Source organism: Thiomonas sp. FB-Cd, assembly GCF_000733775.1.
In the GTDB taxonomy this organism is placed as follows: domain Bacteria; phylum Pseudomonadota; class Gammaproteobacteria; order Burkholderiales; family Burkholderiaceae_C; genus Thiomonas_A.
Genome location: NZ_JPOE01000005.1, coordinates 495,309 through 519,430 on the forward strand (window position 1 = coordinate 495,309; position 24,122 = coordinate 519,430).

22 protein-coding genes are annotated in these 24,122 nt (G+C 63.1%); 10 read left to right on the plus strand and 12 right to left on the minus strand.

All coding sequences use genetic code 11. The features are described from left to right. Positions 1-54: 54 nt before the first annotated feature. Positions 55-1,173, minus strand: a complete 1,119-nt coding sequence (locus CD04_RS0115950; RefSeq protein ID WP_031408539.1) for a 3-deoxy-7-phosphoheptulonate synthase — start codon at positions 1,171-1,173, stop codon at positions 55-57. A 167-nt stretch (positions 1,174-1,340) separates the two neighbouring features. Here CD04_RS0115950 and CD04_RS0115960 point away from each other — a divergent pair, with 167 nt between their 5' ends. Beyond that, on the plus strand, positions 1,341-1,595 hold the full coding sequence (locus CD04_RS0115960; RefSeq protein WP_031408541.1) for a hypothetical protein: 255 nt from the start codon (positions 1,341-1,343) through the stop codon (positions 1,593-1,595). 39 nt (positions 1,596-1,634) lie between these two features. On the opposite strand, the gene aspS is transcribed toward CD04_RS0115960, so the two are convergent. The 7 genes from aspS to CD04_RS0115995 all read right to left on the minus strand — a co-directional run bounded on the left by aspS (position 1,635) and on the right by CD04_RS0115995 (position 7,623). Next, complete coding sequence (aspS, locus tag CD04_RS0115965) at positions 1,635-3,434, minus strand: aspartate--tRNA ligase (protein ID WP_031408543.1); 1,800 nt, start codon at positions 3,432-3,434, stop codon at positions 1,635-1,637. A gap of 91 nt (positions 3,435-3,525) precedes the next feature. Beyond that, positions 3,526-4,167, minus strand: coding sequence for a DUF502 domain-containing protein (locus CD04_RS0115970; protein ID WP_031408545.1), 642 nt, complete (start codon positions 4,165-4,167; stop codon positions 3,526-3,528). 99 nt (positions 4,168-4,266) lie between these two features. After that, a complete protein-coding gene (locus CD04_RS0115975) occupies positions 4,267-4,548 on the minus strand; it encodes an FmdB family zinc ribbon protein (RefSeq protein WP_031408547.1) in 282 nt (93 codons plus the stop codon). 166 nt (positions 4,549-4,714) lie between these two features. Continuing rightward, a complete protein-coding gene (locus tag CD04_RS0115980; protein ID WP_156030312.1) occupies positions 4,715-5,395 on the minus strand; it encodes a DUF4136 domain-containing protein in 681 nt (226 codons plus the stop codon). A gap of 60 nt (positions 5,396-5,455) precedes the next feature. After that, entirely contained in the window at positions 5,456-6,394 is a 939-nt protein-coding gene (ttcA, locus tag CD04_RS0115985) for a tRNA 2-thiocytidine(32) synthetase TtcA (RefSeq protein ID WP_197033189.1), read from the minus strand. Positions 6,395-6,405: 11 nt separating this feature from the next. Then, positions 6,406-6,807, minus strand: a complete 402-nt coding sequence (locus tag CD04_RS0115990) for a dihydroneopterin aldolase (RefSeq protein ID WP_031408553.1) — start codon at positions 6,805-6,807, stop codon at positions 6,406-6,408. A 39-nt stretch (positions 6,808-6,846) separates the two neighbouring features. After that, positions 6,847-7,623 carry an SDR family oxidoreductase gene (locus tag CD04_RS0115995; RefSeq protein ID WP_031408554.1) on the minus strand — a complete coding sequence of 259 codons (777 nt, stop codon included), beginning with the start codon at positions 7,621-7,623 and terminating at the stop codon, positions 6,847-6,849. 28 nt (positions 7,624-7,651) lie between these two features. On the opposite strand from CD04_RS0115995, the gene CD04_RS0116000 reads away from it, so the two are divergent. Both CD04_RS0116000 and CD04_RS0116005 read left to right on the plus strand, forming a co-directional pair. Further along, positions 7,652-8,896 (plus strand): class I SAM-dependent methyltransferase, encoded by a 1,245-nt coding sequence (locus CD04_RS0116000; RefSeq protein WP_231480667.1) that lies wholly within the window; start codon positions 7,652-7,654, stop codon positions 8,894-8,896. After that, positions 8,896-9,087, plus strand: coding sequence for a DUF2905 domain-containing protein (locus CD04_RS0116005; protein WP_197033148.1), 192 nt, complete (start codon positions 8,896-8,898; stop codon positions 9,085-9,087). The genes CD04_RS0116000 and CD04_RS0116005 overlap by 1 nt, the downstream gene beginning before the upstream one ends. A gap of 308 nt (positions 9,088-9,395) precedes the next feature. Here CD04_RS0116005 and CD04_RS0116015 read toward each other — a convergent pair whose 3' ends face one another. After that, positions 9,396-10,688, minus strand: coding sequence for an MFS transporter (locus CD04_RS0116015; protein WP_081858130.1), 1,293 nt, complete (start codon positions 10,686-10,688; stop codon positions 9,396-9,398). A 129-nt stretch (positions 10,689-10,817) separates the two neighbouring features. Between CD04_RS0116015 and CD04_RS0116020 the strand changes: the two genes are divergently transcribed. Then, entirely contained in the window at positions 10,818-11,711 is an 894-nt protein-coding gene (locus CD04_RS0116020) for a LysR family transcriptional regulator (protein ID WP_031408562.1), read from the plus strand. 9 nt (positions 11,712-11,720) lie between these two features. On the opposite strand, the gene CD04_RS0116025 is transcribed toward CD04_RS0116020, so the two are convergent. Then, on the minus strand, positions 11,721-12,995 hold the full coding sequence (locus CD04_RS0116025; RefSeq protein WP_231480668.1) for a multifunctional CCA addition/repair protein: 1,275 nt from the start codon (positions 12,993-12,995) through the stop codon (positions 11,721-11,723). Between the two features lie 90 nt (positions 12,996-13,085). Here CD04_RS0116025 and CD04_RS0116030 point away from each other — a divergent pair, with 90 nt between their 5' ends. Then, a complete protein-coding gene (locus CD04_RS0116030; RefSeq protein WP_051849351.1) occupies positions 13,086-15,650 on the plus strand; it encodes an EAL domain-containing protein in 2,565 nt (854 codons plus the stop codon). Here CD04_RS0116030 and CD04_RS0116035 read toward each other — a convergent pair. Then, positions 15,647-17,335, minus strand: coding sequence for a long-chain-fatty-acid--CoA ligase (locus tag CD04_RS0116035; protein ID WP_031408568.1), 1,689 nt, complete (start codon positions 17,333-17,335; stop codon positions 15,647-15,649). The genes CD04_RS0116030 and CD04_RS0116035 overlap by 4 nt on opposite strands. Before the next feature lie 152 nt (positions 17,336-17,487). Further along, positions 17,488-18,573, minus strand: a complete 1,086-nt coding sequence (gene apbC, locus CD04_RS0116040; RefSeq protein ID WP_031408570.1) for an iron-sulfur cluster carrier protein ApbC — start codon at positions 18,571-18,573, stop codon at positions 17,488-17,490. A 143-nt stretch (positions 18,574-18,716) separates the two neighbouring features. Between apbC and metG the strand changes: the two genes are divergently transcribed. The 5 genes from metG (at position 18,717) to CD04_RS0116065 (ending at position 24,075) form a co-directional block, all read left to right on the plus strand. Then, positions 18,717-20,894, plus strand: coding sequence for a methionine--tRNA ligase (gene metG / locus CD04_RS0116045; RefSeq protein ID WP_031408572.1), 2,178 nt, complete (start codon positions 18,717-18,719; stop codon positions 20,892-20,894). A 22-nt stretch (positions 20,895-20,916) separates the two neighbouring features. Further along, entirely contained in the window at positions 20,917-21,798 is an 882-nt protein-coding gene (locus CD04_RS0116050) for a Kdo hydroxylase family protein (protein ID WP_031408574.1), read from the plus strand. Positions 21,799-21,885: 87 nt separating this feature from the next. Further along, complete coding sequence (gene waaC / locus CD04_RS0116055) at positions 21,886-22,926, plus strand: lipopolysaccharide heptosyltransferase I (protein WP_031408576.1); 1,041 nt, start codon at positions 21,886-21,888, stop codon at positions 22,924-22,926. Positions 22,927-22,990: 64 nt separating this feature from the next. Further along, positions 22,991-23,188 (plus strand): DUF3460 family protein, encoded by a 198-nt coding sequence (locus tag CD04_RS0116060; protein WP_031408578.1) that lies wholly within the window; start codon positions 22,991-22,993, stop codon positions 23,186-23,188. Positions 23,189-23,229: 41 nt separating this feature from the next. After that, positions 23,230-24,075, plus strand: a complete 846-nt coding sequence (locus CD04_RS0116065; RefSeq protein WP_156030313.1) for a ScpA family protein — start codon at positions 23,230-23,232, stop codon at positions 24,073-24,075. Positions 24,076-24,122 lie beyond the last annotated feature (47 nt).

The window sequence follows — 24,122 nt, forward strand, 5'->3', positions numbered from 1 at the left end:
ACGTGCTGCCATGATTGCCCAACCCATGGCCTGAGTCTTGATGTGGGCGTTCGCTTACGTGGCGGCACGTCTGCTGCGCACTGCAGTCGCCAGTTCACGCAGCAGCGGCAACGTGTCGCCCCAGCCCAAGCAAGCGTCCGTGATAGAGATGCCGCTTTCAAGGGGCACTCCCGGGCGCAGCTCTTGGCGGCCTTCACGCAGATGGCTTTCAATCATCACCCCAATGATGCGCCGCTCACCCGCTGCGATGCGCGCCGCAATGTCGCGAGCCACTTCGACCTGCCGACGGGGCTGCTTGCCGGAGTTGGCGTGCGAACAGTCGATCATCACCTGCTCACGCCGGCCGGCACGACGCAGGGTCGCGCAAGCGTCGTCGACAGCCTGCGCATCGTAGTTCGGGACCTTACCTCCACGCAGGATCACGTGACAGTCAGCATTGCCGCGGGTCTCGAATATTGCGGCCACACCCATCTTGGTCATGCCCATGAAGGCATGGGCATTGTCTGCCGCGACGATGGCGTCGGCAGCCACCTGAACCCCGCCGTCCGTGCCGTTCTTGAATCCGACAGGGCAGCTGAGGCCCGACGCCAGCTGGCGGTGGCTCTGGCTTTCGGTGGTGCGGGCGCCAATGGCGCCCCAGGCAATGAGGTCACTGAAATACTGCGGCGAAAGCAGGTCCAGAAACTCGGTTCCGGCGGGCAGTCCGAGCGCGCCAATCTCCAGGAGCAACAACCGCGCTCGCCTCAAGCCCTCGTTGATGCGAAAGCTGCCATCAAGCCGTGGGTCGTTGATATACCCCTTCCAGCCGACTGTCGTGCGCGGCTTCTCGAAATACACACGCATCACCGGAACCAACGCGTCACCCAATTCCTCACTGACCGACGCGAGCAGACGGGCGTATGCCATGGCCTGCTCGTGGTCGTGAATCGAGCATGGTCCGACCACAACGACCAGTCGGTCATCCGCTCCTTGCAAAACCGCAGCGATATCGGCACGGCTACGCTCGACGACAGCCTCGACATGCGAAGTCACGGGCAGCTCTTCAAGCAGTAGCGCTGGCGACACCAGTGCGCGCACGGCCTTGATACGGGTGTCATCGATGCGGGTCGTGTCGAGGGTGGCGTCGGCACGGCCGGCCTCGTGATCATGAGAGGGGTCATCGATGCGTGGCATGTATCAATCCTTGGCGAACAAATCAGAGTCGATCCTGTTGATGCCCATCGTGGCCCGCCCAGCCAAGCGCAGGGTAAGCGTGAGCACCGCTTGGCCGTATGCGTGCCGCCGCTCGGCGGCACCTGTTCCCACGACAGCCGACGAGGGTGGCAAACACATTGCCCAGCATGAGCCGTTCTGCGAATGCCGACCGGCGGTTGGATCGCAAGCCCGAAGACGTCCCAACCTGGCTGGTGTTTGGCAATTTTGCCAGCGCTGCCTCACGTGCGCTGGCCTTTGCGCCGGCCTTCCCTCCTGCCGTGCGCAGCAAGAACGCCTTGCAAGCCCGAATTGGGCCTGGATGGCGCGAACTGCTATGGCGCCTCTGGTACGCCGGACATTGGTCGAGACCCAAAGCGGCTCGCGCATCGCCTGCCGAATGAAATGGGTGAGGGCAAAATCACTGCCCCTGGCCATTTCTCTCACTCCACTGCCTGCGCCTGCCGAAGGCGGATGTGCAGCTCCTTGAGTTGCTTTTCATCGACCGGGCTTGGCGCATTGGTCAGCAGACATTGCGCGCGCTGTGTCTTCGGAAAGGCAATCACGTCGCGAATGCTGGCTGCGCCCGTCATCATGGTCACGATACGGTCCAGGCCGAATGCGATGCCACCATGCGGCGGAGCCCCGTATTGAAGCGCGTCGAGCAGGAAGCCAAACTTGGCGCTTGCCTCCTCGGATCCGATGCCAAGTGCTGCAAACACCTTGCTTTGCATCTCAGCGCGGTGAATGCGCACCGACCCGCCACCGATTTCCCAGCCATTGAGCACCATGTCATATGCCTTGGCCAGACAACGCCCGGGGTCCGTGGCGAGGTAATCGACATGCTCGTCCTTGGGAGCCGTGAAGGGATGATGGCAGGCCACCCAGCGCTGTTCATCGTCGTCGAACTCAAACATGGGAAAATCGACCACCCACAGGGGCTTCCACGCGTCGTCAAACAATCCATGCGATTTGCCAAAGTCGCTGTGGCCGATCTTGACGCGAAGCGCGCCGAGCGCCGCGTTGACGACTTTGGCGCGGTCAGCGCCAAAGAAAATGAGATCCCCGTCCTGAGCGCCGCTGCGCTGCATGATCGCAGCGATGGCGGTGTCGTTCAAATTCTTGACAATGGGTGACTGCAAGCCTTCGCGGCCCTTGGCGACGTCGTTGACCTTGATCCATGCCAGACCTTTGGCGCCGTAGATTTTGACGAAATCGGTATAACCGTCAATCTCACTGCGGGTCATATCGCCGCCGCCCGGCACGCGCAGCGCCGCCACACGCCCGTCGGAAAGTTCAGCGGCCGCAGCAAACACCTTGAAATCCACGTCGCGCATGACGTCGGTGAGCTCGGTGAATGAGAGCTTCACGCGAAGATCTGGCTTGTCGGAACCGAAACGTGCCATGGCTTCGGCATAAGTCATCGAGGGGAAAGGGTCGGCCAACTGCACACCGAGCACGTCCTTGAACACCGTGCGGATCATTGCCTCGAACAGCGGGCGGATTTCATCTTCCCCGAGAAACGAGGTTTCGCAATCGATTTGCGTGAACTCGGGCTGGCGGTCGGCCCGCAAATCCTCGTCTCGAAAGCATTTGGTGATCTGGTAATAGCGGTCAAAACCGGCCACCATGAGCATCTGCTTGAATAACTGCGGCGACTGCGGCAATGCGAAGAAGTACCCGGCGTGGACACGACTCGGCACAAGGTAATCGCGCGCCCCCTCCGGTGTGCTCTTGGTCAGCATGGGGGTCTCGATATCGATGAATCCCTGCGCGTCCAGGTACTGCCGCACGGCCATGCTGACGCGGTAGCGCAGCTTGAGGTTGTGCTGCATCTGAGGGCGGCGCAGATCCAACACGCGGTGGGTTAATCGCGTGGTCTCGGAAAGATTGTCGTCATCGAGCTGAAAAGGTAACGCTGCAGACGGGTTCAATACCTGCAACGTATGGCACAGCACCTCGACTTTGCCCGAGGCAAGGTTCACGTTTTCGGTCCCTGCAGGACGCGAACGCACCACGCCGACCACCTGGACGCAGAATTCGTTGCGCAGATCTTCAGCTGCTGCAAACATCTCGGCGCGGTCGGGATCGCATACCACCTGCACGAGACCCTCGCGATCGCGCAAATCAATGAAGATGACCCCGCCATGGTCTCGCCGGCGCTGCACCCAGCCGCAGAGGCTGATGCTGTGTCCGAGCAGTGCTTCGGTAACGGCGCCGAGGGTATGGCTGCGTAGGCTCATGATGTGTGGGAGAGATAAAAAGGGTGGGCAAAAAGTCGGGAATTGCGAGAACACGCTGCGTGCCGTAGCTGCAGCAATCTCTCGCGCAGGTTCAATGCCCCGTGGTTGCGGGCGTGTGGATGTGGGGCGCGACGACACCCATGGATATCACGTACTTAAGCGCCTCATCCACGCTCATCGCCAGTGCCACCACCTCAGCACGCGGCACCATCAGGAAGAAACCCGACGTGGGGTTGGGCGTGGTTGGCACGTACACGCTGATGTGCTCGCTGGGCAGGTGTGCGGCGACCTCCCCGGCCGGGGAGCCGGTGACGAATGCGATGGTCCATGACCCAGCGCGCGGGTATTGCACCATGACAGCTTGACGGAAGGCCTGGCCACTGCTGGAAAACAGCGTATCCGACACCTGCTTGACACTGCTGTAAATGCTCTTGACGATGGGAATGCGCGCCATCAGCCCGTCCCAGCGTGCAAGCCACCATTGACCAACGATATTGGCGACGAGCAAGCCTGTGAGCACAATGGCCGCGAGCACAAGTACGACGCCCACGCCTGGAATGCTCACGAGCCGATCGAGCGCGGGCGCCGAGCTCGGGGCTACCGCGCTAAGTGCGCCGACGAGCGCGCGGAAGATGCCGTCAAACACCGATAACAGTTGCCACAGCACCCAGATCGTGATGGTCAGCGGCAGCCAGACCAGCAGGCCGGCCATAAAAAGATTCTTTAGGCGCATGCGGGCAGCCCGCTTTGCCGGCAGGCAAAGGCGAGCGTTGACATCATTGAGCGACGGTGCCGGCTGGGCGGCATCGCCGGAGGATAGGATCCACGCAATTCAGTGGCACGCGCAGGATGCCCCGCAGGGCGTGGCTGCAACCTCCGTCTTTGGCGCAGCATCTGGTTTGGCTGCGGTGGCGGCCGTAGCGCTGGTGCCCGCCCCCTTGAAGTCAGTCGCGTACCAGCCCGAGCCCTTGAGCTGGAATCCAGCGGCTGTAACTTGCTTGCTCAACGCATGCTTGCCGCAAGCGGGGCAAACCGTGAGCGGGGCATCAGACAGCTTTTGCAGCGCGTCCATGCTATGTCCGCAGGACTCGCACTTGTAAGCGTAAATGGGCATGACAAACTCCGGAAGGAGAGACTCGAATACAAAAGGAGATGGGTACGGCGCCGCGGGGTTCAAGGTCGGATGCATGTGCCATGCATGCATGAACCGCAGCAAAATCTGTGCCGATTATAAAAGCACCACTCCTGATCGGTCGCGTCGCCCCGGGTCCCCGTGCCCGTCAATCGCCTGGAATCGTCACTCGATGCTGGCCACTTCGCTGCGGAAAACCCGCCAATGCAGCGTCGGCCAGTTTTTGCGCAACCGGCGCGAGCCGCTGGTCATACGACCCGCTCACGGCGCTCGTACGGTAGACCAGGGTACCCGTGGACGTATCGCGGATCTCCAGCTCGAATACTCGTTCGTACCAAGGCGGTGGCCAAGACATTCCTGACCACCACCAAGGATAACCGCTGTAAATCCACGCGCCGTTTGGTAGCAGGATCGGGGCGCCAGGTGGCGGCCAAGCGCTCGGGAAGCTGGTTTCGAAGTCCACGTAACTACGGAAACTGTAGCGTGCCGTAAAGGGCGCCGGCTCGCCAAGCAGCGGGACCATGTGAGCGCGCGTCATCGCATCGGCGACAGCGGTCTGGAAGAGTGACGCCTCGGGGCTGTCCGCATTCGCAGGGGCAGCCTGCACCTGCACCTTGGCTCCAACCAGCGCTTGAGGTGCCGGCTTGGGCGTCACCACGTCGACGCGCACCGCAGTCAATGTGGCGCAGCCACCCAGAAGCAACAAGGCGCCTGTCACCAGCGCCTTGCCCAACCGCCAACGCAACCGCAGCGTTTGCAGGACCTTCCTGGTTCCCGGATTCGAATGCGGGCACAACTCGGTACCGCCTGTGGCAAAGGTTGCGTGCATGGGCGTGGCATCCTCGATCGGTTTGACCCGCCTATCCTATACGCGACGGGCAGAGGCTGTTTAGAGTCCCTTCTGCCATTGGACAGCTGCCACGCCATGGCGTTCCCCATTGCGATACGGCAGCGGGTCTGAACAGGTGGGCTCGTCAAACGCAATGTCTCCGTTGACGTCCGGCTGGCCGCTGGGGCGCAGACTGGCAAATGGGTACGCGTTGCGATCGAGCAGGTGTGAAGGAACCACCTTGCCGAGCGCGCCGAACATGGTCTGAAGGCGGCCGGGGTGGGATTTTTCCCACTCACGCAGCATGCCGGCCACCTGCTTGCGCTGGAGGTTTTCCTGGCTGCCGCAGAGCGTGCAGGGGATAATGGGAAAAGCGCGATGATCTGCCCAACGAGAGAGATCCTCCTCCTCCACATAGGCGAGAGGACGGATGACGATGTGGCTGCCATCGTCGCTCACAAGTTTCGGGGGCATGGCTTTGAGCTGGCCACCGTGGAAGAGATTGAGGAAAAAGGTCTGCAGGATGTCGTCGCGATGGTGGCCAAGTGCAATCTTGGTGGCGCCAAGCTCACTGGCCACCCGATATAGGGCCCCGCGGCGCAGGCGCGAGCAAAGGCTGCACATCGTCTTGCCCTCGGGGACCAGACGCTTGACGATGGAATAGGTGTCCTGTTGCTCGATGTGGAAATCCACGCCCCTGCTCGTCAGGTAATCGGGCAGCACATGGGAGGGGAAACCAGGCTGCTTTTGGTCAAGGTTGACCGCGACGACTTCGAAATCCACGGGCGCGCGCTTTTGCAGGCCGAGCAGGATGTCCAGCAGTGCATGGCTGTCCTTGCCGCCCGACATGCAGACCATGACCCTGTCGCCGGACTCGATCATTGCGAAGTCATCAATGGCTTGGCCCACAAGGCGGTGCAGGCGCTTCGATAATTTATTGATCTCCCGCGCCCTGCGTTGCGCTTGGGCGTGAGTATCCACCGCGGCCGCCTCGTCCACGAAGTGCGTGTTCACGATGCGCTCTCCTTGATGCGAAAGACCTCGACACCCACAGCCTGGCAGTCGGGATAGACGTCGGGCTTCTCGGTGGCAACGCGCACGGCGCGCACACCCGCGTGCTCCAGCATCAACGCAGCCACGTCGTCGCACAGGGTCTCCTGCAGGTGAATGTGGCCACGCGCCAAGCGCTCCGCAATGGTGCGGCGCATGAAGTCATAGTCCACGACCTCCTCAAGCTTGTCCTGCTTCGGGGTGGAATACGCATAAGGCACATACAGGTCCACGTTGATCACCACGCGCTGTTCGCCACGCTTCTCGAAGTCGTGCACGCCAATGTTGATGTGCACCTCATAGTTTTTCAGAAAAAGCCGGCGACAGTCGGCCAGAGCCGGATGATTGAGTGCACTGATCATGGAGTATTTCCGTGGCGATTGCGGAGGGCTCCGCGCGATTCACTCGGGTTGTATGCGGGCAAGAAAAGCAACGTCACGCGATTGAGGCGTGAGGTGCTGGCCACCGTCCACGACCAATGTGGTGCCGGTGACCGCCTTTGCGCTGAGCATATAGCGCACAGCCTGCGCCACATCCTCCACAGTGGAGGCGCGTCCCAGGGGAGTCAAGGTATGGGCGGTGGCAAATTCCGCTGCAGTCATCGTCCCGGATGGAAGGGTCACACCCGGTGCGACCCCAACCACGCGCAGTGTCGGCGCAAGCGCCTGCGCCAGCAGCGTCGTTGCCTCAAGCAGCGCCGCCTTACTCAAGGTGTAGGACAGATAGTCCGGATTCGGGTTCCAGAGCTTCTGGTCCAAAATGTTCACCACACAGCCCTGCCCGCGTCGCTCGCGCAAAAGTGCGTGCAGACCCTGCGCCAACAGCACGGGAGCCACGGTGTTGACGCGCCAGTGGCGCGCGGCGCATTCCCCGCTGAAGCCCGTAGCATCATCATATTCGAACAAAGACGCATTATTGACCACGGCGTCCAGTCGTCCGAAAGTCCCCGCCACGTGCTGGGGAAGCGCACGGACGGCATCCTCGTCGGCCAGATCAGCGGCGAACGCTTCAGCCCGAGCCCCGCACGCCGCGAGAGCAGAGCAGGTCTGCCGCGCCTCATCCGATGAGGCGCGGTGATGCACGGCCACATCCCACCCGGCCGTCGCCAGTTCCAATGCGATCGCTCGCCCCAGGCGGCGTGCCGCCCCCGTTACGAGCACGACGGGACGAACAGGCATGGATTCAGTGGCAAGGCGGGAAGAAGACATGAAACCTAAAATTGCAGCGATGAACAGGTTGCAGAGTCTATCGCCCGATGCCGCGCAGCAGCGGGCCCACGCATTGTTGTCGCATATCGAGCGGGCGATTGCCGAGGCGGGCGGCTGGATCCCATTCGATCGGTATATGGAATTGGCACTATACGCACCCGGCCTGGGTTATTACGCGGCCGACCCGGGTGTGCTGGGCGCTTGGGGCGGCACCAGCGATTTCGTCACCGCACCCGAGCTCACCCCTTTGTTCGCCGCCACGCTCGCGCGACAAGTCGCCGACGTGTCAAGGCTCGAGGATCTCGACACCATCGTCGAGTGCGGCGCGGGAAGCGGTCGCTTGGTCTGCGACCTTCTCGCTGCGCTCGATGTGCAGGGATGGCTGCCTCGGCAATATGCGATCGTCGAGGTGTCTGCCGCGATGCGCGCGCGCCAGCAGGACGCTGTGGCGGGGCTGCCTGAGCATCTGCGCGATCGCATCACATGGTGGGATGCGTTGCCCGACCGCTTTGACGGCGTGGTCATTGGCAACGAGGTGCTGGATGCAATGCCCGTGAAACTCGCCGTACGAACGACAGAGCGCTGGCTCGAGCGGGGGGTGACGTTTGCCCGCGACGCCCAGCAACCTCTGCGCTGGGTCGACCGTGCCACTGCGTTGGAACCGCGCCCGAGCATGCAAACGCTTCCCCCGGGTGCGGTCACCGAATTGCATTTGGCGTCCGACGCCTTCGTCGCCACTCTGGGTGAGCGCCTGGGCCGCGGCCTGCTCCTGTTCCTTGACTATGGCTTTCCGGCGCACGAATACGACCATCCACAGCGCGCATGCGGGACCCTGCGCTGCCACCGCGCCCACCGTGCGCATGACGACCCGTTGTGGCAACCTGGCACGTCGGACATCACAGCACACGTGAACTTCTCCAGCGTTGCGCAGGCTGCGGCAAGCGTGGGGCTCGACGTGCTGGGCTACACGTCGCAAGCGCGCTTCCTGCTCAATTGTGGTCTGCTTGACTTGCTCGGATCTGCGGTGGCTGCCGGGCAGGACGGCGTCATCGGCGCGCCAAGGAATCGTGCGGGACTGGCACAAACAGCTGCGGTACAGCGTCTGCTGTCGGAAGCGGAGATGGGGGAACTGTTCAAAGTCATCGCACTGGCACGCGGGCTGCGCGCGCCGCTGATGGGCTTCGTCCAAGGCGACCGTAGCGCAGCACTGCGTGCACACGTCGCACCGGAGGCGGCATACTGATGTGGCTGCTCCTGTTCATTCTCGCCTCCATCGTGTTCTCGGCGCTACTTCCCTACCTTGAGCGCTTCGGCTTCGGCCGCCTGCCGCTGGATCTGCGGCTTCGCGTCTTTGGACGCGAATGGTTGTTCCCCCTGGGCTCCACGTTCCTGCTGTCGCTGATCGCTTGGGGCTTGGCGCGGCTCTTGCGATAAAGCCCCTTGCGCGGCTATTGGGCAAGCGGCATGCGCGACCCGGTTCGCTGTGGATTGCTCTTGACTGGTTGAATATACAGCCACTCGGGCACCGCTTCAAGACCAATAAGCATGCCAGTGGCATCAGCGCTATCCGTCCTCCCCGTGAAAAGGGAGGTTTGCCGCGCAAATGATCAGTCTTGACCACATGGGCCCGGCGCAATGCACGCGAGCGGGGCATGTCGAAGCCGCGCCGCTCGCACGCGGTTCAATACACGGCGTCAAACAAATCGAGCGCAAGCCCCAAAGGGATGCCTGTGACGATCCCGCTACGCTCCACCGCCCCGAGGATGGGGATTGTCACGCAGAGGGTCAAGCGGCCCCTTCGCATCCCGCCTCCACGCATGCGGCGAGGGCGGTCGGGACTGCGGCCGCTGCGCCCAGACCTTCCAAGCCGCGGTGCCGATCGCCAATTGCATGAGCAAAACCAGCGTCACGCAGCCCGGCCAGCCTTCATGCTCCCAGACGAGGCTGGGGGCCAACGCCCCAACGCTTCCGCCGAGGTAGTAGCAAAGAACGTACAGCCCCACGGCCGATGAGCGTGCGCGCGTTGCGAAGGCCGGCACCTGCCCGGTGGCCATCGACTGCGCGATGAACACCCCTGCCGAACTCAGCGTGAGCCCCAGCACGATCGCAGGCAGTGCCGGAAGCAGCGTCAGCAGCATACCGCCGCTGGACAACACCATTGCTGAAGCAAACACGCGCCGCTGGCCGAAGCGCCAAGCCAGCCTCCCAGCCATGGGCGTGACAATCATGCCAACCAAATAGACCGCAAAAAGCAGGCTGAGTTGGCGCAGATCCAGCCGGTAAGGCGCCGCGGCCAGATAAAAGCTCACATAGGTGAACGTACACACCTGCGAGAACAGGATGCCGAACCCGATGGCATAGGTGCCCAAAAGCTTGGGGTTGCGCAGATGCAGCGGCAGGTCACCGATTGAGGCGCGCAGGCTGCTGCTTGCTCGAAAGTCCCGCGACGGCGCCAGACCCTGCGCGATGATCAAAAGGAAGACTGCGTTGATCGCCCCCAACACGATGAAAGCCACCTGCCAGTCCCAATGCGCCGTGACCATGCCCGCGATAAATCGGCCAAGAAAACCCCCTGCGACCGAGCCCGAAATGTACAAGGCGGTCACGGCAGGAGCTTCCCTCGCCGGCCATTCCTCGCCAATATAAGCCACAGTGGCAGTAAACACGCCGGGAATGAAGATGCCCTGAAGCAAGCGCCAAACCAGAAGACCGTCCAAACTATGGGCAGTTCCAGCCAGAGCCGTCGTGACGCTCAGACCGGCCAGGGACAAGAGCAACACCCGCTTGCGGCCGAAGCGATCCGACAGACTACCCGAAAGCGGCGCCGCAAGTGCAACGGCCAGCGTCGTGGCCGTGATCGTGAGGCTGAGTTGCGCCACGCTGGTGTGGAAGACGCTTTGCAGGGTCGGCAGCAGACCCTGGGTCACATACATGGTGAAAAACGCACACATGCCCGCCGCAACCACCGCCATACGGCTGCGCCAGCCAGGAACCCCCGCTATCGGCGTCGGGACCTGATCGGTTCGGTTGTGCATTGAGACGGGGGCGGCGGGCGCGTTGAAGACGGTCATCGTTCGAAGACGAGCATGCGGAGATCACCAAGCGTAGTAGGTCGCATTTCATATGGGAAATTGATTTTTCATAAGGTTCGATATCATTCCCATATGGAACTTCGCCATCTGCGTGCCTTTCTTGCCGTCTTTGAGGAGCGCAACTTCACGCGTGCCGCAGCGCGCCTGCACATCTCTCAACCGCCCCTTTCGCAGCAGATCCAGGCCCTGGAGGCCGAACTCGGAGTGCGTCTGTTTGAGCGCGGCCGGGGCGGAGCAGCCCCGACCGCGGCAGGGCAGAGCCTGATGCCACAGGCGCGCGCCATCTTGGACCAGATGCACCACGCGGCAGAGCAGGCGCGGCGTGCAGGACGCGGCGAAACCGGAAGCCTCGCCGTGGGTTTTGCCGGGTCCATGCCGTTTTCCGTGGTGATGCCGCAATTGCTTCGCGATTTCCGCGCGGCTTGGCCTGACGTGGCCCTGCAGTTGCGCGAGCAGCCTTCGCGTGCGCAGATTGACGATTTGCTTGCCGGGCGACTCGACGTCGGCTTCATCCGCCCCACATCGCACGAGCATTGGGACGCGATTCAAAGCCGGCTGATTCTGCGCGAGCCGTTGCTGCTCGCGCTCCATACCGAGCACCCTTCTGCCAGACACGAGCGCCTGAGCCTGAGCGCCTTGCGCGACGAACCCTTCATCCTGTACAGCGCCACGCTGGGATCGGGTCTGCGCGAGCAAACGCTTGCCCTGTGTCTTGCTGCCGGATTCGCGCCGCGTGTCGCCCAGGAAGTGCATGAGATGCCCACACTCATCAGCCTGGTGTCGGCGGGCATAGGCGTGGGTCTGGTGGCCGCATCGATGCAGCGCGCCCAAATGCCCTACGTCCGCTACCTGCCCCTGGAGGACGCCGGGGCGTATAGCGACATCTTGTTAGCCTTCAAACGCGATAACCCCTCAGCGCCGCTGCACAATTTCTTGGCGCTGCGCCCAGCGCAAAGCGACATCTAAATCGATCGCTCAGGCCTCCAGCGTTCGCGCGATGGCGTGTTCACGCGCGATCTGCACGGCTCGCGCGATGGCGCCGGCTTTGCCGCCGCCTTCCCCAACCTCGTGCGCCACGGCCCCTGCGTCCACGCCCAGCGCCGCCTTGAGCGCGGTTTCCAGGCGCGCGCGCTGTGGGTAGGGTTGACGTGGAAAATCACCTCCCCTGCCTCGATGGTCTGCCTCGCAGGCCAGCAGAACCAGGGCAAAGCGGGCCGGACGACGCAGCGCGTCGCAGCGCTGGAGCAGGCGCAGAAGTGCCTGGGGGCCGAGCTCCAGACTCTTGTGAATGTTGCCGTGCTCGGCTGCCACCACGGCAGCGAGCTCGGCGCAGTCGCTGGGTACGCGCAAGCGCTGCGCAACGGTGCGCGCCATGGCTACGCTACGCGCCTCATGCCCGAGGTGCCGGGGAAGCACAGCGGGATCCGTGGTGGCCTTGCCCAGGTCATGCATCAGGCACGCCCAGCGCGTGGGAAGGTCCGCACAAAGCTGTGCGGCGGCCTGCATCACCAGCATCTGGTGCTCGCCGCAATCCACTTCAGGGTGGTAGTCGGCGCGCTGCGGCACACCCCATAGCGCATCAACCTCCGGAAGGATGCGCGCCAGTGCCCTGCATTCGCGCAAGACCTCGAAAAAGCGCCGCGGATAAACCTCCATCAGTGCTCGCGCCAATTCCTGCCATACCCGTTCCGGGACCAAGGCGTCCACTTCGCCGGCTTCGACCATGTCGCGCATCAGCTGCAGGGTCTGCGGCGCCACAGTGAAATCGCCAAACCGTGCGGCAAAGCGAGCCAGGCGCAGAATGCGCACCGGATCCTCAGCAAAAGCCGGGCTAACGTGGCGCAGGACTTTGGCGTGCAGATCGCGCTGACCGCCATGGGGATCGATGATGTGCCCCTGCGCATCCTGCGCCATGGCATTGATTGTGAGATCGCGGCGGCGCAGATCGTCATCCAGCGTGACACCCGCACCGGCCTGCACCGCAAAACCCCGGTAGCCCGGCGCCGTCTTGCGCTCGGTGCGCGCCAGGGCGTACTCCTCATGGGTGAGCGGGTGCAGGAACACCGGGAAGTCGCGCCCAACGGGTGTGAAGCCCGCCTCCTGCATCTGCTGAGGCGTCGCGCCCACCACCACCCAATCGCGATCATGCACAGGCCGCCCCAGTAGCGCGTCGCGCACCGCTCCGCCGACCACGTACACGGTTCCTGGAATAGAGCCTTGCGCTGCCATCGAATCCCGCTTCGCGTCCATGCCGTGAGCATAGAGCAACACTTTGCGCGTCGGTGGCCGGATCCCGGCTGCAGCGCTTGCCGAGTCGACGCGCTCGGCTATAGTCGCGCCATGCCCTACGATCCGCCACGAGCCGATTTCCCCGCCGTATCGGACGTCGCGGCGGCGGCCGGGCCGTCCGGCCGTGCAGGCGCGTCGCCCGTTGGCCCCGAATCCATGCCGCAGTGGCTGGACGCTTTGCCTGCGCTGTTCGCCTATTTTGACGCTGAAGGCCGCCTGCGCCAATGCAACGCTGCCTATGCAAACTGGCTGGGCATGCCTGCTCTAGAGATCCTCGGCCTGCGCCTGGACCAGTTGCTGGGTCCCGAGGACATGGCTTTGGTGGCGCCCCATGTGCGCGCCGTATTGGCCGGCCGGCCGGCCCTCTATTCCCGCGAGCAGATCCATGAGCGCGACATCCGGTGGATGGAGGTGCGCCTGCAGCCCGCATGGGAGGCGAACGAGCAAAGCCAGCCACCGCGGGTTGTGGGCTTTTATTGCCTCGCGCTCGACCGATCGGCCAACAAACAGCAGGATGACCGCAGCGCACTGCTCAAACATGCAGCGGGTGTCACCTTCTGGACGCTCGATCTGCGACAGGGCGTGCTGCGCAGCGAACAAAACTGGCACGACCCGGCGCGTCTTGACGAGCCCGCCGAATTCACCATCGGGGAATTCCTTGCCATGGTGCCGCGTCCCGATCGGGACACCCTGATCCAGGCTGTCCAAGCGGTGATGCGAAGCGGCGAACAGGTCAGCCCCAGCGTGGATACGCGCATTCTCCGCAAGGATGGCAGCGTGGTGTGGACCCGTAACCAGGGCTTGGTCAGCCGCCGATCCGCGTCGGGTGAGCCGCTGGAGCTCATGGGCATCAGTCTGGACATCGGCGCTGCAAAACTCGCGTTGGATGATCTGCAGGCCAGCGAACAGCAGTTCCGCACCTTCGCCGAACTGTCGTCTGACTGGTTCTGGGAACTCGATGCAGCGGGCCGTTTCACCAGCGTGAGCGCCAGTTCCCTGCGCAACCGGCACGTGCAGCAGGTACGCGACGCCGTCATCGGTCGCGAATGGCGCAGCGTCAATGCGGCACTGGCCAGCTCGCCTCAATGGGTGGCCCTGAATACTCTCATGAAGCGCCAGCTCCCATTCCACGATCTTGTGCTGCCGTTTCGCAGCACGGGTTCGAGCACACGCTGGTGGAGCTTGAGCGGAACACCGGTATGGAATGCCAAGGGGCTGCTCGGCGGCTGGCGTGGTGCCGCGCGCGACATCACCGCACAACGGGAAGCAGAAGACAAGCTCTACGCCGCAGCCTACACGGATGCACTCACCGGCCTGTCCAACCGCGCCGGATTCGAGCGCCTTTTGCAAGCCGCTCTCGGTCAAACCCCAGAGCCCGGCGGTAGCCTTCTCTTTATCGACCTGGATCAGTTCAAACAGATCAACGATAGTCTGGGCCATGGCATGGGTGACCGCCTTCTGGCCGAGGCGGCGCAGCGCATCCAGGCGACCCGCCGCGCCGGTGACCTCACGGGCCGATTTGGTGGCGATGAATTTCTCGTGTATGCGCGCCGCACGGACGTGAATGCGCCGGAGGATCACCTCGCTTTGGCCGAGCAGCTTCGCGCGGATCTGGCGCGTGCCTACGACATGGACGGTCGCGTCCTGCATACCACGGTGAGCGTGGGGGTGGCCCATGTGCCGCGCGATGGACGCACGATTGTCGAACTGCTCAGCCACGCCGACGCCGCGTTGCACGAAGCCAAGGCGCTTGGCCGCAACCGGGTACAGGCCTTCACGCCAGAGTTGCAATCCCGCGTGCAGCGTCGCGCGCGGCTCGAGGCTGAACTGCACGCCACACTGGATGCCGATGGCTTTCAGATCGCTTTGCAACCGATCGCCCGGCTGATTGGCCACACCGCGCCCCACGCGCCGGCGCAAAGCCGCTATGCCATCGCGAGCTTCGAGGCGCTGGCCCGCTGGAGACGCCTCGACGGAGAAGTGGTCGGCCCCACCGAGTTCATCCCCATCATCCAGGATCTGGGCCTGATCTCCCTATTCGGCCGGCAAATCATCCACAAGAGTCTTCAGGCCCTGCGCCGCCTGCGCGACGAGTTCGGCTACGCAGGGAGCATGGCGGTGAACGTCTCACCCGCCCAGCTCAAGGGAGGCTGCGTGGAATGCCTGCGCGAGGAATTGGGCGCGGCGGCTATCGATCCTGCACTTCTCACCATCGAGCTGACGGAAAACCTGCAGATCATGGCCTGCGGCGACTGCCTGCACACCCTCAACGACATTCGCGCCTTGGGCGTGCACATATCGCTCGACGATTTCGGCGTGGGGTTTTCCAACCTGGAGTACCTCACCCGGCTTCCGGCCTCACAGATCAAGATCGACCGCGCTTTCACACACGGTGTGGCCGCCGATCGCTATAAGGCCGCCGTGGTCACCGCCACGCTGGCCATGGCAACCAGCCTTGGCCTGGACACCATTGCCGAAGGTGTGGAAGACGCGTGCGATCTGCAGTGGATCGAAAAGACTGGCTGTACGCAGGTCCAGGGCCTGGCGTTGTGGCCAGCGATGGATCTCGAAACCGCTGCCGCGCTACTGCAGCAAACCACCGAAACGATGATTTAGCCGGCAGCCATGCCGCCATCGCGCAGCGCGCGGCGCAAGATCTTGCCCACCGGGGTTTTGGGCAATTCCTCGCGGAACACGATCTGCTTGGGTCTCTTGTACCCGGTGAGCCGCTCCGCCATGAAGGCCTTGAGCGCGTCTTCAGTCAGTTGCACATCCTTGCGGACGACGAACAGCTTCACGGCCTCGCCCGAATTGGCATCAGGCATACCGACAGCTGCAGCCTCCAGCACTCCCGGGCACATCACTGCCACATCCTCCACCTCATTGGGATAGACGTTGAAGCCTGACACAAGGATCATGTCCTTCTTGCGGTCGACGATTTTCACGTAGCCCTGCGCGTCCATGATGCCGATGTCTCCGGTCTTGAAAAATCCATCGGCCGTGAATGCCTTGGCGGTTTCATCATCGCGCCCCCAGTAGCCGCGCATCACCTGCGGCCCGCGGACGGCGATCTCCCCCGCTTGACCGATGGGCAGAGGCCTGCCATCGTCGTCGACGACGGCGATTTCCGTCGATGGCAGCGGCATCCCGATCGTGCCCGAGAAATGGTCCGTGTCAGTCGGGTTGCAGCACACCGAGGGTGACGTCTCGGACAGCCCATAGCCCTCACAGATGGGGCATCCCGTGCGCTCCAGCCATTTGCGCGCCACGGCCTCCTGCACCGCCATGCCGCCGCCCAGCGAATTGATCAGGTGCGTCCAGTTGACCTTATCGAAATCGGGGTGGTGCAGCAACGCGTTGAAAAGCGTATTGACTGCCGGAAATGAGTGAATCTCATAGCGGGCCAGTTCTTTGAGTGTGCTGGTCAGGTCACGCGGGTTGGGGATAAGGATCATCATCCCCCCTTGCGCCGCAGACAACAGCATCACCACCGTGAATGCGAAGATGTGATACAGGGGCAGCGCGCACACCGTGTTGAGGTGCTCCAGACCCGGGGCCTTGCGCAGCGCTGGCTGGTTCCACGCATCGGACTGCAAGACGTTGGCGATGAGGTTGCGGTGAGTAAGCGTCGCGCCCTTGGAGACTCCAGTGGTGCCCCCTGTGTACTGCAGCACGGCCACGTCCTCCGCGGTCATGTCCGCGGGCGTGAAATGCATCCCGCTGCCCTCGTCCAGCGCTTTCTTGAATCGCACGTGGCCAGGCAAGGTATAGCGCGGCACCAGCCGCTTCTTGTGCCGCACCACGTAATTGACAACGGGTCCAAGCGGAAACCCAAGCATTTCACCCATGCTGGCCACGACCACCACGCGCAAGGCGGCGCGGTCCTCCACCTGTTCCAGCGTGTGGCCGAAATTTTCCAGGACGATCATCGCTGCGGCACCGCTGTCGCGCAACTGGTGCTCCAGTTCACGGGGCGTGTACAGCGGGTTGACATTGACCACCACCATCCCGGCACGCAGGATGGCCGCCACGGCGATCGGGTATTGAGGCACATTGGGCATCATCACTGCGACTCGATCGCCAGGCTTGAGCCCCTTGTGCTGCAGCCAAGCCGCAAAAGCCGTCGAGTGCGCCTCCCATTGCGCATATGTCGTGCGCCGACCCATGAAGGCAAAGGCCGGCTTGTCGGCGTACGCGGCAAAGCTGCGCTGCAGCAAGTGCGCAAGAGAGCGGTAGCTCCCGGGGTCGATATCGGCAGGCACCCCTTCGGGGTATTGCGCGAGCCAGGGGCGGTCCATCATGCTGTCTCCTTCCGTCGTCGGTGCTCGCCCCGTCAGGCGAGAGCCCGACGCCAAAAAGCGAACGACCGTTCGAAAATTTTCCGTAAGGATAACTGGCACATCGCGTTTTGAACAGACTGACTGACCGGCTACGCCCTGTGCAGGCGGCGATTTCAGGTTTCCGAGATCGTGATGCTCGGAAACTTGGCCGAATAGTCCTTCGCGCGCTGCGCCACCTTGACTGCCAGCTTGCGAGCGATGGATTTGTACTCCAGCGCGGCCATTCCCTCGGGATCAGCCACCACGCTGGGATGGCCGCTATCGGCCTGCTCGCGAATGCGCAGGTCCAGCGGCAGGCTGCCCAGCAACTCCACCCCGTAGTCCGCAGCCATCTTCGCTCCGCCGCCCGCGCCGAAGATATGGTCGCTGTGGCCGCAGTGAGGACACACGTACACAGCCATGTTCTCCACGATACCCAGCACCGGCACCTGCACCTTCTCGAACATCTTCAAACCCTTGCGTGCATCGAGCAAGGCGATGTCCTGCGGGGTGGTGACAATGACAGCGCCCGTCAGCGGGACGCGCTGTGACAGCGTGAGTTGGATGTCGCCGGTACCCGGGGGCATGTCGACGATGAGATAGTCCAGATCCTGCCAGTGCGTCTGACGCAGCAACTGTTCCAGGGCCTGCGTGGCCATTGGGCCACGCCAGATCATCGGGCTGTCGGCGTCCATCAGCAAGCCAATCGACATGACCTGCAGGCCATAGTTTTCCAGCGGTTCCATGGTCTGCCCGTCGCTGCTCTCCGGCCGACCGGAGAGCCCCATCATCATCTGCTGCGAAGGTCCGTAAATATCGGCATCGAGAAGCCCCACATGGGCGCCTTCGGCGGCGAGCGCCAGTGCCAGGTTCGCTGCGGTCGTGCTCTTGCCCACGCCGCCTTTGCCGGAGGCCACGGCAATGATATTTTTCACTCCAGGAAGCGTCTTGACGCCACGCTGGACGGCGTGCGCCTCAACCTTGGTGAGAACCTGCACCGAAACGTTTTCAACGCCAGGCACACCGCGGACTGCGGCGATCACAGCGCGGCGCAATTCGGCATGCTGGCTTTGCGCCGGGTAGCCGAGCTGCACGTCGAGCGACACGTTTCCGCCATCAACGCGCAAGTTCCTGATGGCTTTGGCCGCCGTGAGGCTCTGGCCGGTATTCGGGTCCGTGACAGTGGCGAGCGCGTCCTGGATTTGGTCTTGCGTGGGCATGGTGCAATTCGTGAAGTCATTGGGTACGAAGCGATGCAGTCTAGTTCGCGCGCGTTTTCCCTTCACGTGCCATGGAAGGGCACTGCCTACAATTCCAGTTTGGCCGGCCATCGCTGCGCTGGCTTCCAGCCACTCTATCTCGCATGAACACCCCCACCAAGCGCCGCCTTTTCGTCACGACCGCCCTGCCCTATGCCAACGGGGCTTTCCATATCGGTCACATCATGGAGTACATCCAGGCCGACATCTGGGTACGCCTGCAGCGCATGCTGGGCCATGAGGTGCATTTCGTCGGTGCAGATGATGCACACGGTGCGCCCATCATGATTGCCGCCGAAAAGGCCCGCAAAACGCCTCAGCAATTTGTGGCTGACATCGCCGCCACACGAGGCGCCTATCTCGACGGCTTTCACATTCGCTTCGACAACTGGCACAGTACCGACGCGCCGGAAAACCACGAGCTCGCGCAGGACATCTATCGCGCGCTGCGCAAGGCGGGATTGATCTACACACGTGAAATCGAGCAGTTCTACGACCCTGTCAAGGGCATGTTTCTGCCCGACCGCTACATCAAAGGCCATTGCCCGAAGTGCGGCGCGGCTGACCAGTACGGCGATGCTTGCGAGGTATGCGGTGCGGTATACGGGCCCACCGAACTCAAACAACCCTATTCGGTTCTCTCCGGTGCCACGCCTGAACTGCGCAAGAGCGAGCATTATTTTTTCCAGCTCTCGTCCCCGCGCTGTGCGGATTTCCTGCGCGATTGGACGCACAGCGCGAACGCGCAGGGTGCACCCCATCTGCAGCCCGAAGTGCTCAACAAGGTTCGCGAGTGGTTCACCGCCGACGAAGCGGGCCATGGCGGCCTGGCCGATTGGGATATCTCGCGCGACGCGCCCTATTTCGGGATCGAGATTCCCGACGCACCGGGCAAGTATTTCTATGTGTGGCTCGACGCGCCGATCGGTTACCTGGCCAGCTTGAAGAACCATTTCGACAAAGGCCAAGCCGCACGACATTGGCACGTGCCTTCGCGCACCGGCCAAAGCTTTGAGCAATTCATGGACGACCCGCAGGTCGAGCAGATCCATTTCATCGGCAAGGACATCATCTACTTCCACACCCTTTTCTGGCCTGCCACCCTGCAATTTTCCGGCCGCAAGACGCCAACTCAGGTCAACGTGCACGGCTTTGTCACGGTTGGCGGCGAAAAGATGAGCAAGAGCCGCGGCACCGGGATCTCTCCGCTGCGTTATCTGGAGTTGAATCTCAATCCCGAGTGGCTGCGCTACTACCTGGCCGCCAAGCTCAGCGGCCGGGTCGAAGACGTCGACTTCACGCCGGACGATTTCGTCGCCCGAGTCAATAGCGACCTCATCGGAAAGTATGTCAACATCGCCAGCCGCGCAGCGAAGTTCATCACGCAGTATTTCGACGGCCGGCTTGGTTATTTCGGTGCCACACGGGAATTGGAAGACTCCGCGCGCGCCCTGGCCAACGACGTGGCCGCCTCGCTCGATGCGCGGGACTATGCCCGCGCGCTGCGCGAGATCATGGCGCATGCCGATCGAATCAACACGGCATTCGACGCCGCTCAGCCCTGGCTCCTGGCGAAGGATGACCGCCGCCGGGGGGAACTGCAGGATGCCTCATCGCGCGCGCTGGCGGGATTTTGGTCAATCTCGGTCATGCTTGCGCCCATCCTGCCGGCTACCGCAAGTCGCGTGGCCCGTGAGTTGTTCGGCCTGGACCGCGATTTTCTCTGGGATGACGCAGCCACCCTGCCCCATCATGTGCGCCCCTACCAGCACCTCATGCAGCGCATCGACCCGAAGCAACTTGCGCGGTTATTCGAACCGGCCATGGCGCCCGCACCGGAGCCTGCGTCGGCTGCAACCCACAAAGCCACCTCGACGGCCGTGGCCCCGCCGAAGGGGCAAGCTGAACCTGCCACACCGACGGGCACGGTGAGCATCGACGATTTCGCGCGCATCGATCTGCGCATCGTGCGCATTGTCCACGCCGAGGCCGTGGAAGGCTCGACCAAGCTCTTGCGCCTGGCCCTTGACGCGGGCGAGACTGACGCTCACGGCCAGCCACGCCTGCGCAACGTGTTCTCCGGCATCGCCGCAGCCTACAAGCCCGAAGACTTGGTCGGACGCCTTACCGTCATGGTGGCCAACCTCGCCCCGCGCAAGATGAAATTCGGTGTCAGCGAGGGCATGGTTCTGGCTGCAAGCCACGACGACGAAAAGGCGCAGCCGGGCATCTACCTTCTTGACCCCTACCCTGGCGCACAGCCCGGCATGCGCGTGCGCTGACCGATACCGCAAGGAATACGCCATGTCGACACCTCAACCCGCCGACGCACTGCGCACGTTGCCCGACTCCAATTGGGACCGCGGTCCAAGCACTCACGTGGAGCATTTGGTTGAAGCCGGCCATGTGCTGCAGCTTCCAAACCTGCCCTTCACGCTGACGCACGATGAGCAACGCTTTCTCAGCCCGGCATGGAGCGACGGCAAATCGAAGAACATCAGCCTGCGCGGCGCCACCGAGTTGCGAGGAGCACAGGGCGGGAAAGATGATCTTGCCGCGCTGCAGGCCATGATCCGGCGCTTTGCGGCGCAGGCACAGGCGCTCGTGGATCGGCTGTTTCCGCAGTACCGCGGCAAGCTGCGCGCCGGCAATGCTTCGCTTCGCCCCTTTGCGGTGCAAGGGCGCGAGAGTTCCTGGCGCAAGGACGACACCAGGCTGCATGTCGATGCGTTCCCCTCCAACCCCACGCAAGGCGTGCGCTTGTTGCGCGTCTTCACCAATCTCAATCCTGCCGGCCAACCCCGAGTCTGGCGCGTCGGCCAGCCCTTTGCGGACTTTGCCAGCCACTTTGCCCCGCGTCTGCGCCGTCCCCTGCCGGCTTCGAGCAGGTTGCTGCATGCGTTACACATCACCAAATCACGTCGGACCCCTTACGACCATGCCATGCTTCAATTGCATGATTTGGCCAAGGCGGACCTGGATTTCCAGCGCGCGTCCCCGCAGCAGGAAGTTGCTTTTGCGCCGGGCACCACCTGGGTCGTGTTCTCCGACCAGGTCCTGCACGCGGTCATGGCCGGGCAGCACATGATGGAGCAAACCTTCTACCTGCGCCCCACGGATCAGCTCGCTCCGGAAACATCGCCCCTTCGCGTCTTGGAGCGCCTGCTCCACAGGCCTCTGGTCTAGTGCCCGATCGACGGCATCAAGCCGACGGCCTGATGTGCCACCCGTGCAGCAGGCAGTGCACTTTCGCCCCCCATCCCGGCACAACGCATGACCACCCTTCAACTCCCCTTGCGCTGGGGCTCCCCAGAACTGCCAAGTCTCCCGCGAAGCGTGCTCGTGGTCCAGATTTCCGCGATGGGCGATCAAGTGCAAACGCTGCCGGCCGTCTCGGACATCGCGGCACGCTGGCCAGGCATCGCCATCGACTGGGTGGTGGACGCGCGCTTTGCCGATATTCCACGGCTACACCCAGCCGTACGCAGCGTCTTTGCGCTGCCGCTCAAGGCCTTGCAACAGCGGCGCAGTGCCGCGGAGTTCCGCGCCCTGTGCGGCCAGGTCCGTGCCCTCCGCGCGCAACGCTACGACCTGATCTGGGACCCGCACAGTGTTCTCAAGAGCGCCCTTATCAGCCGGTTGGCTCGGGGCAAATTGCGCGTTGGCTACCGCGCTCAGGACTGCGGGGGCGAGCCACTGGCCGCCCACGCGTACCAACTGCATTTCGCGCGCCCACCGGGCATCCACGGAACGACGGGCCGGCGGATATTCGCCCAAGCGGTGCTCGACACCGACCCCACGCGGCCGGTCGAATATGCCATTCGGCAAGGCTTGCCAGCTCCTGACCTTGATACACCGTCTTATGCGCTGCTCGCCCATGGCGCGTCGAAATCGGAAAAGCTCTGGCCCCAGTCCAGTTGGCGTGCGCTAGGATCACGACTCATTGAGCTTGGCCTTCAGCTGGTGTTACCGTGGGGCAACGAAGCCGAACGCAAGCGTGCCGAGGAACTCGTGGCCGCGTGGCCCCACGGCGTTGCCCGACTAGCCGACCGCGGCGGCCTGCCCGAGATGGCCCGACTGATCGCTGGCGCTGCGCTGGTGGTTGGCCTTGACACGGGTTTCAGCCATTTGGCGGCCGCTTTGCGGCGTCCGCTGGTGGTGTTGTTCACCGACACCGGACCCGAGCTGTTCACGCCGGAGATTGCGGCGATCAGCCGCACACTTGGGGGCCACGGCAACATTCCGGATGCGCAGACTGCCGCCCATGCCGCGCAACAGGTACTCGCAGCGTGGGCAGCATCGCAGGCGCAATGAGCGCCCGCAAGCGAGCCCAGACGCCCCAGGGTCTAAGATTTTGTTTTTCACAGGAATGCCGACCATGCCACTCGCCGTCAAGCCCTACGTTTCCGAAGCCACACGTTTCCTGCAAAGCCTCAGGGTCCAGGATCCCGAGCTGGAAGCCAAACAAAAGCAGGGCCGTGCCCTGCTCTGGGACAAGCAGCCGGATTTCGAGCTCCGCCAGGCCTTTGACGCTGCGAAGGTGCCGCAAAAGCCCTACGTCTATGGCACGGAGTGATCCCCGCGCCCATTCATGCTGCGCGCCCCCGCACTGCGGGCATGCGCCCCGAGATGATGAGTGAGCCGGGCACTTTGGCCGTCGATACCGTGCCTGTCACGGTGGATGGCCTGGCTGTGGCCCGGCTTTATGGCCAGCCACTGTTTGAACTCCCGCAGGATCTGTATATCCCTCCCGATGCCCTGGAGGTGTTTCTCGAAGCTTTCGAGGGGCCGCTCGACTTGCTGCTGTATCTGATCCGCCGCCAGCACTTCAACATTCTCGACATTCCCATGGCGCAGGTCACCCGCCAGTACCTGGAATATGTCGAGCAGATTCGCCACAACAACCTGGAACTGGCGGCTGAATACCTGCTGATGGCCGCCATGCTGATCGAGATCAAATCGCGCATGCTGCTACCGCGCCCGCCCGCCGCGGAGGGCCAAGAGCCTGAGGATCCGCGCGCCGAGCTGGTTCGCCGGCTTCTGGAGTATGAGCGCATCAAACTCGCTGCGCAGGACATCGATGCTCTGCCGCAGGCTGGTCGCGATTTCTGGCGTGTGCAGGTCACTGTGGAGAAGTCTGCACGTTCCTTGTTGCCCGAAGTCAGTCTGGACGAATTGCGCGCCGCGTGGGCAGACGTCCTCAAACGCGCACGGCTCAACGCGCATCACACCATCACGCGCGAGCAAATCTCCGTGCGCGAGATCATGAGTCACGTCTTGCGCCGCCTTCAGGACCGCCGATTTGCCGAATTTCAGGAACTTTTCGAGACTGCAAGAGGCACGAGCCACGCCGTCGTCACCTTCATCGCGCTGCTTGAACTCACGCGCGAGGGGCTCGTGCAGATCACGCAGGCCGAGGCGTATGCACCGCTGTACGTACGCTTGGCGTACACGCCGAGTTGAGCGCGACGGCCGACTCACTGCCACTCGAAGGCCTGTTCGCTGCCGCC

Excerpts from the sequence above, each read along its gene's own strand:
- CD04_RS0115950 (WP_031408539.1), bottom strand. The coding sequence starts at position 1,173 with ATGCCACGCATCGATGACCCCTCTCATGATCACGAGGCCGGCCGTGCC.
- CD04_RS0115960 (WP_031408541.1), top strand. The coding sequence starts at position 1,341 with ATGAGCCGTTCTGCGAATGCCGACCGGCGGTTGGATCGCAAGCCCGAA.
- aspS (WP_031408543.1), bottom strand. The coding sequence starts at position 3,434 with ATGAGCCTACGCAGCCATACCCTCGGCGCCGTTACCGAAGCACTGCTC.
- CD04_RS0115970 (WP_031408545.1), bottom strand. The coding sequence starts at position 4,167 with ATGCGCCTAAAGAATCTTTTTATGGCCGGCCTGCTGGTCTGGCTGCCG.
- CD04_RS0115975 (WP_031408547.1), bottom strand. The coding sequence starts at position 4,548 with ATGCCCATTTACGCTTACAAGTGCGAGTCCTGCGGACATAGCATGGAC.
- CD04_RS0115980 (WP_156030312.1), bottom strand. The coding sequence starts at position 5,395 with ATGCACGCAACCTTTGCCACAGGCGGTACCGAGTTGTGCCCGCATTCG.
- CD04_RS0115990 (WP_031408553.1), bottom strand. The coding sequence starts at position 6,807 with ATGATCAGTGCACTCAATCATCCGGCTCTGGCCGACTGTCGCCGGCTT.
- CD04_RS0115995 (WP_031408554.1), bottom strand. The coding sequence starts at position 7,623 with ATGCCTGTTCGTCCCGTCGTGCTCGTAACGGGGGCGGCACGCCGCCTG.
- CD04_RS0116000 (WP_231480667.1), top strand. The coding sequence starts at position 7,652 with ATGAAACCTAAAATTGCAGCGATGAACAGGTTGCAGAGTCTATCGCCC.
- CD04_RS0116005 (WP_197033148.1), top strand. The coding sequence starts at position 8,896 with ATGTGGCTGCTCCTGTTCATTCTCGCCTCCATCGTGTTCTCGGCGCTA.
- CD04_RS0116015 (WP_081858130.1), bottom strand. The coding sequence starts at position 10,688 with ATGCACAACCGAACCGATCAGGTCCCGACGCCGATAGCGGGGGTTCCT.
- CD04_RS0116020 (WP_031408562.1), top strand. The coding sequence starts at position 10,818 with ATGGAACTTCGCCATCTGCGTGCCTTTCTTGCCGTCTTTGAGGAGCGC.
- CD04_RS0116025 (WP_231480668.1), bottom strand. The coding sequence starts at position 12,995 with ATGGACGCGAAGCGGGATTCGATGGCAGCGCAAGGCTCTATTCCAGGA.
- CD04_RS0116030 (WP_051849351.1), top strand. The coding sequence starts at position 13,086 with ATGCCCTACGATCCGCCACGAGCCGATTTCCCCGCCGTATCGGACGTC.
- CD04_RS0116035 (WP_031408568.1), bottom strand. The coding sequence starts at position 17,335 with ATGATGGACCGCCCCTGGCTCGCGCAATACCCCGAAGGGGTGCCTGCC.
- apbC (WP_031408570.1), bottom strand. The coding sequence starts at position 18,573 with ATGCCCACGCAAGACCAAATCCAGGACGCGCTCGCCACTGTCACGGAC.
- metG (WP_031408572.1), top strand. The coding sequence starts at position 18,717 with ATGAACACCCCCACCAAGCGCCGCCTTTTCGTCACGACCGCCCTGCCC.
- CD04_RS0116050 (WP_031408574.1), top strand. The coding sequence starts at position 20,917 with ATGTCGACACCTCAACCCGCCGACGCACTGCGCACGTTGCCCGACTCC.
- waaC (WP_031408576.1), top strand. The coding sequence starts at position 21,886 with ATGACCACCCTTCAACTCCCCTTGCGCTGGGGCTCCCCAGAACTGCCA.
- CD04_RS0116060 (WP_031408578.1), top strand. The coding sequence starts at position 22,991 with ATGCCACTCGCCGTCAAGCCCTACGTTTCCGAAGCCACACGTTTCCTG.
- CD04_RS0116065 (WP_156030313.1), top strand. The coding sequence starts at position 23,230 with ATGCGCCCCGAGATGATGAGTGAGCCGGGCACTTTGGCCGTCGATACC.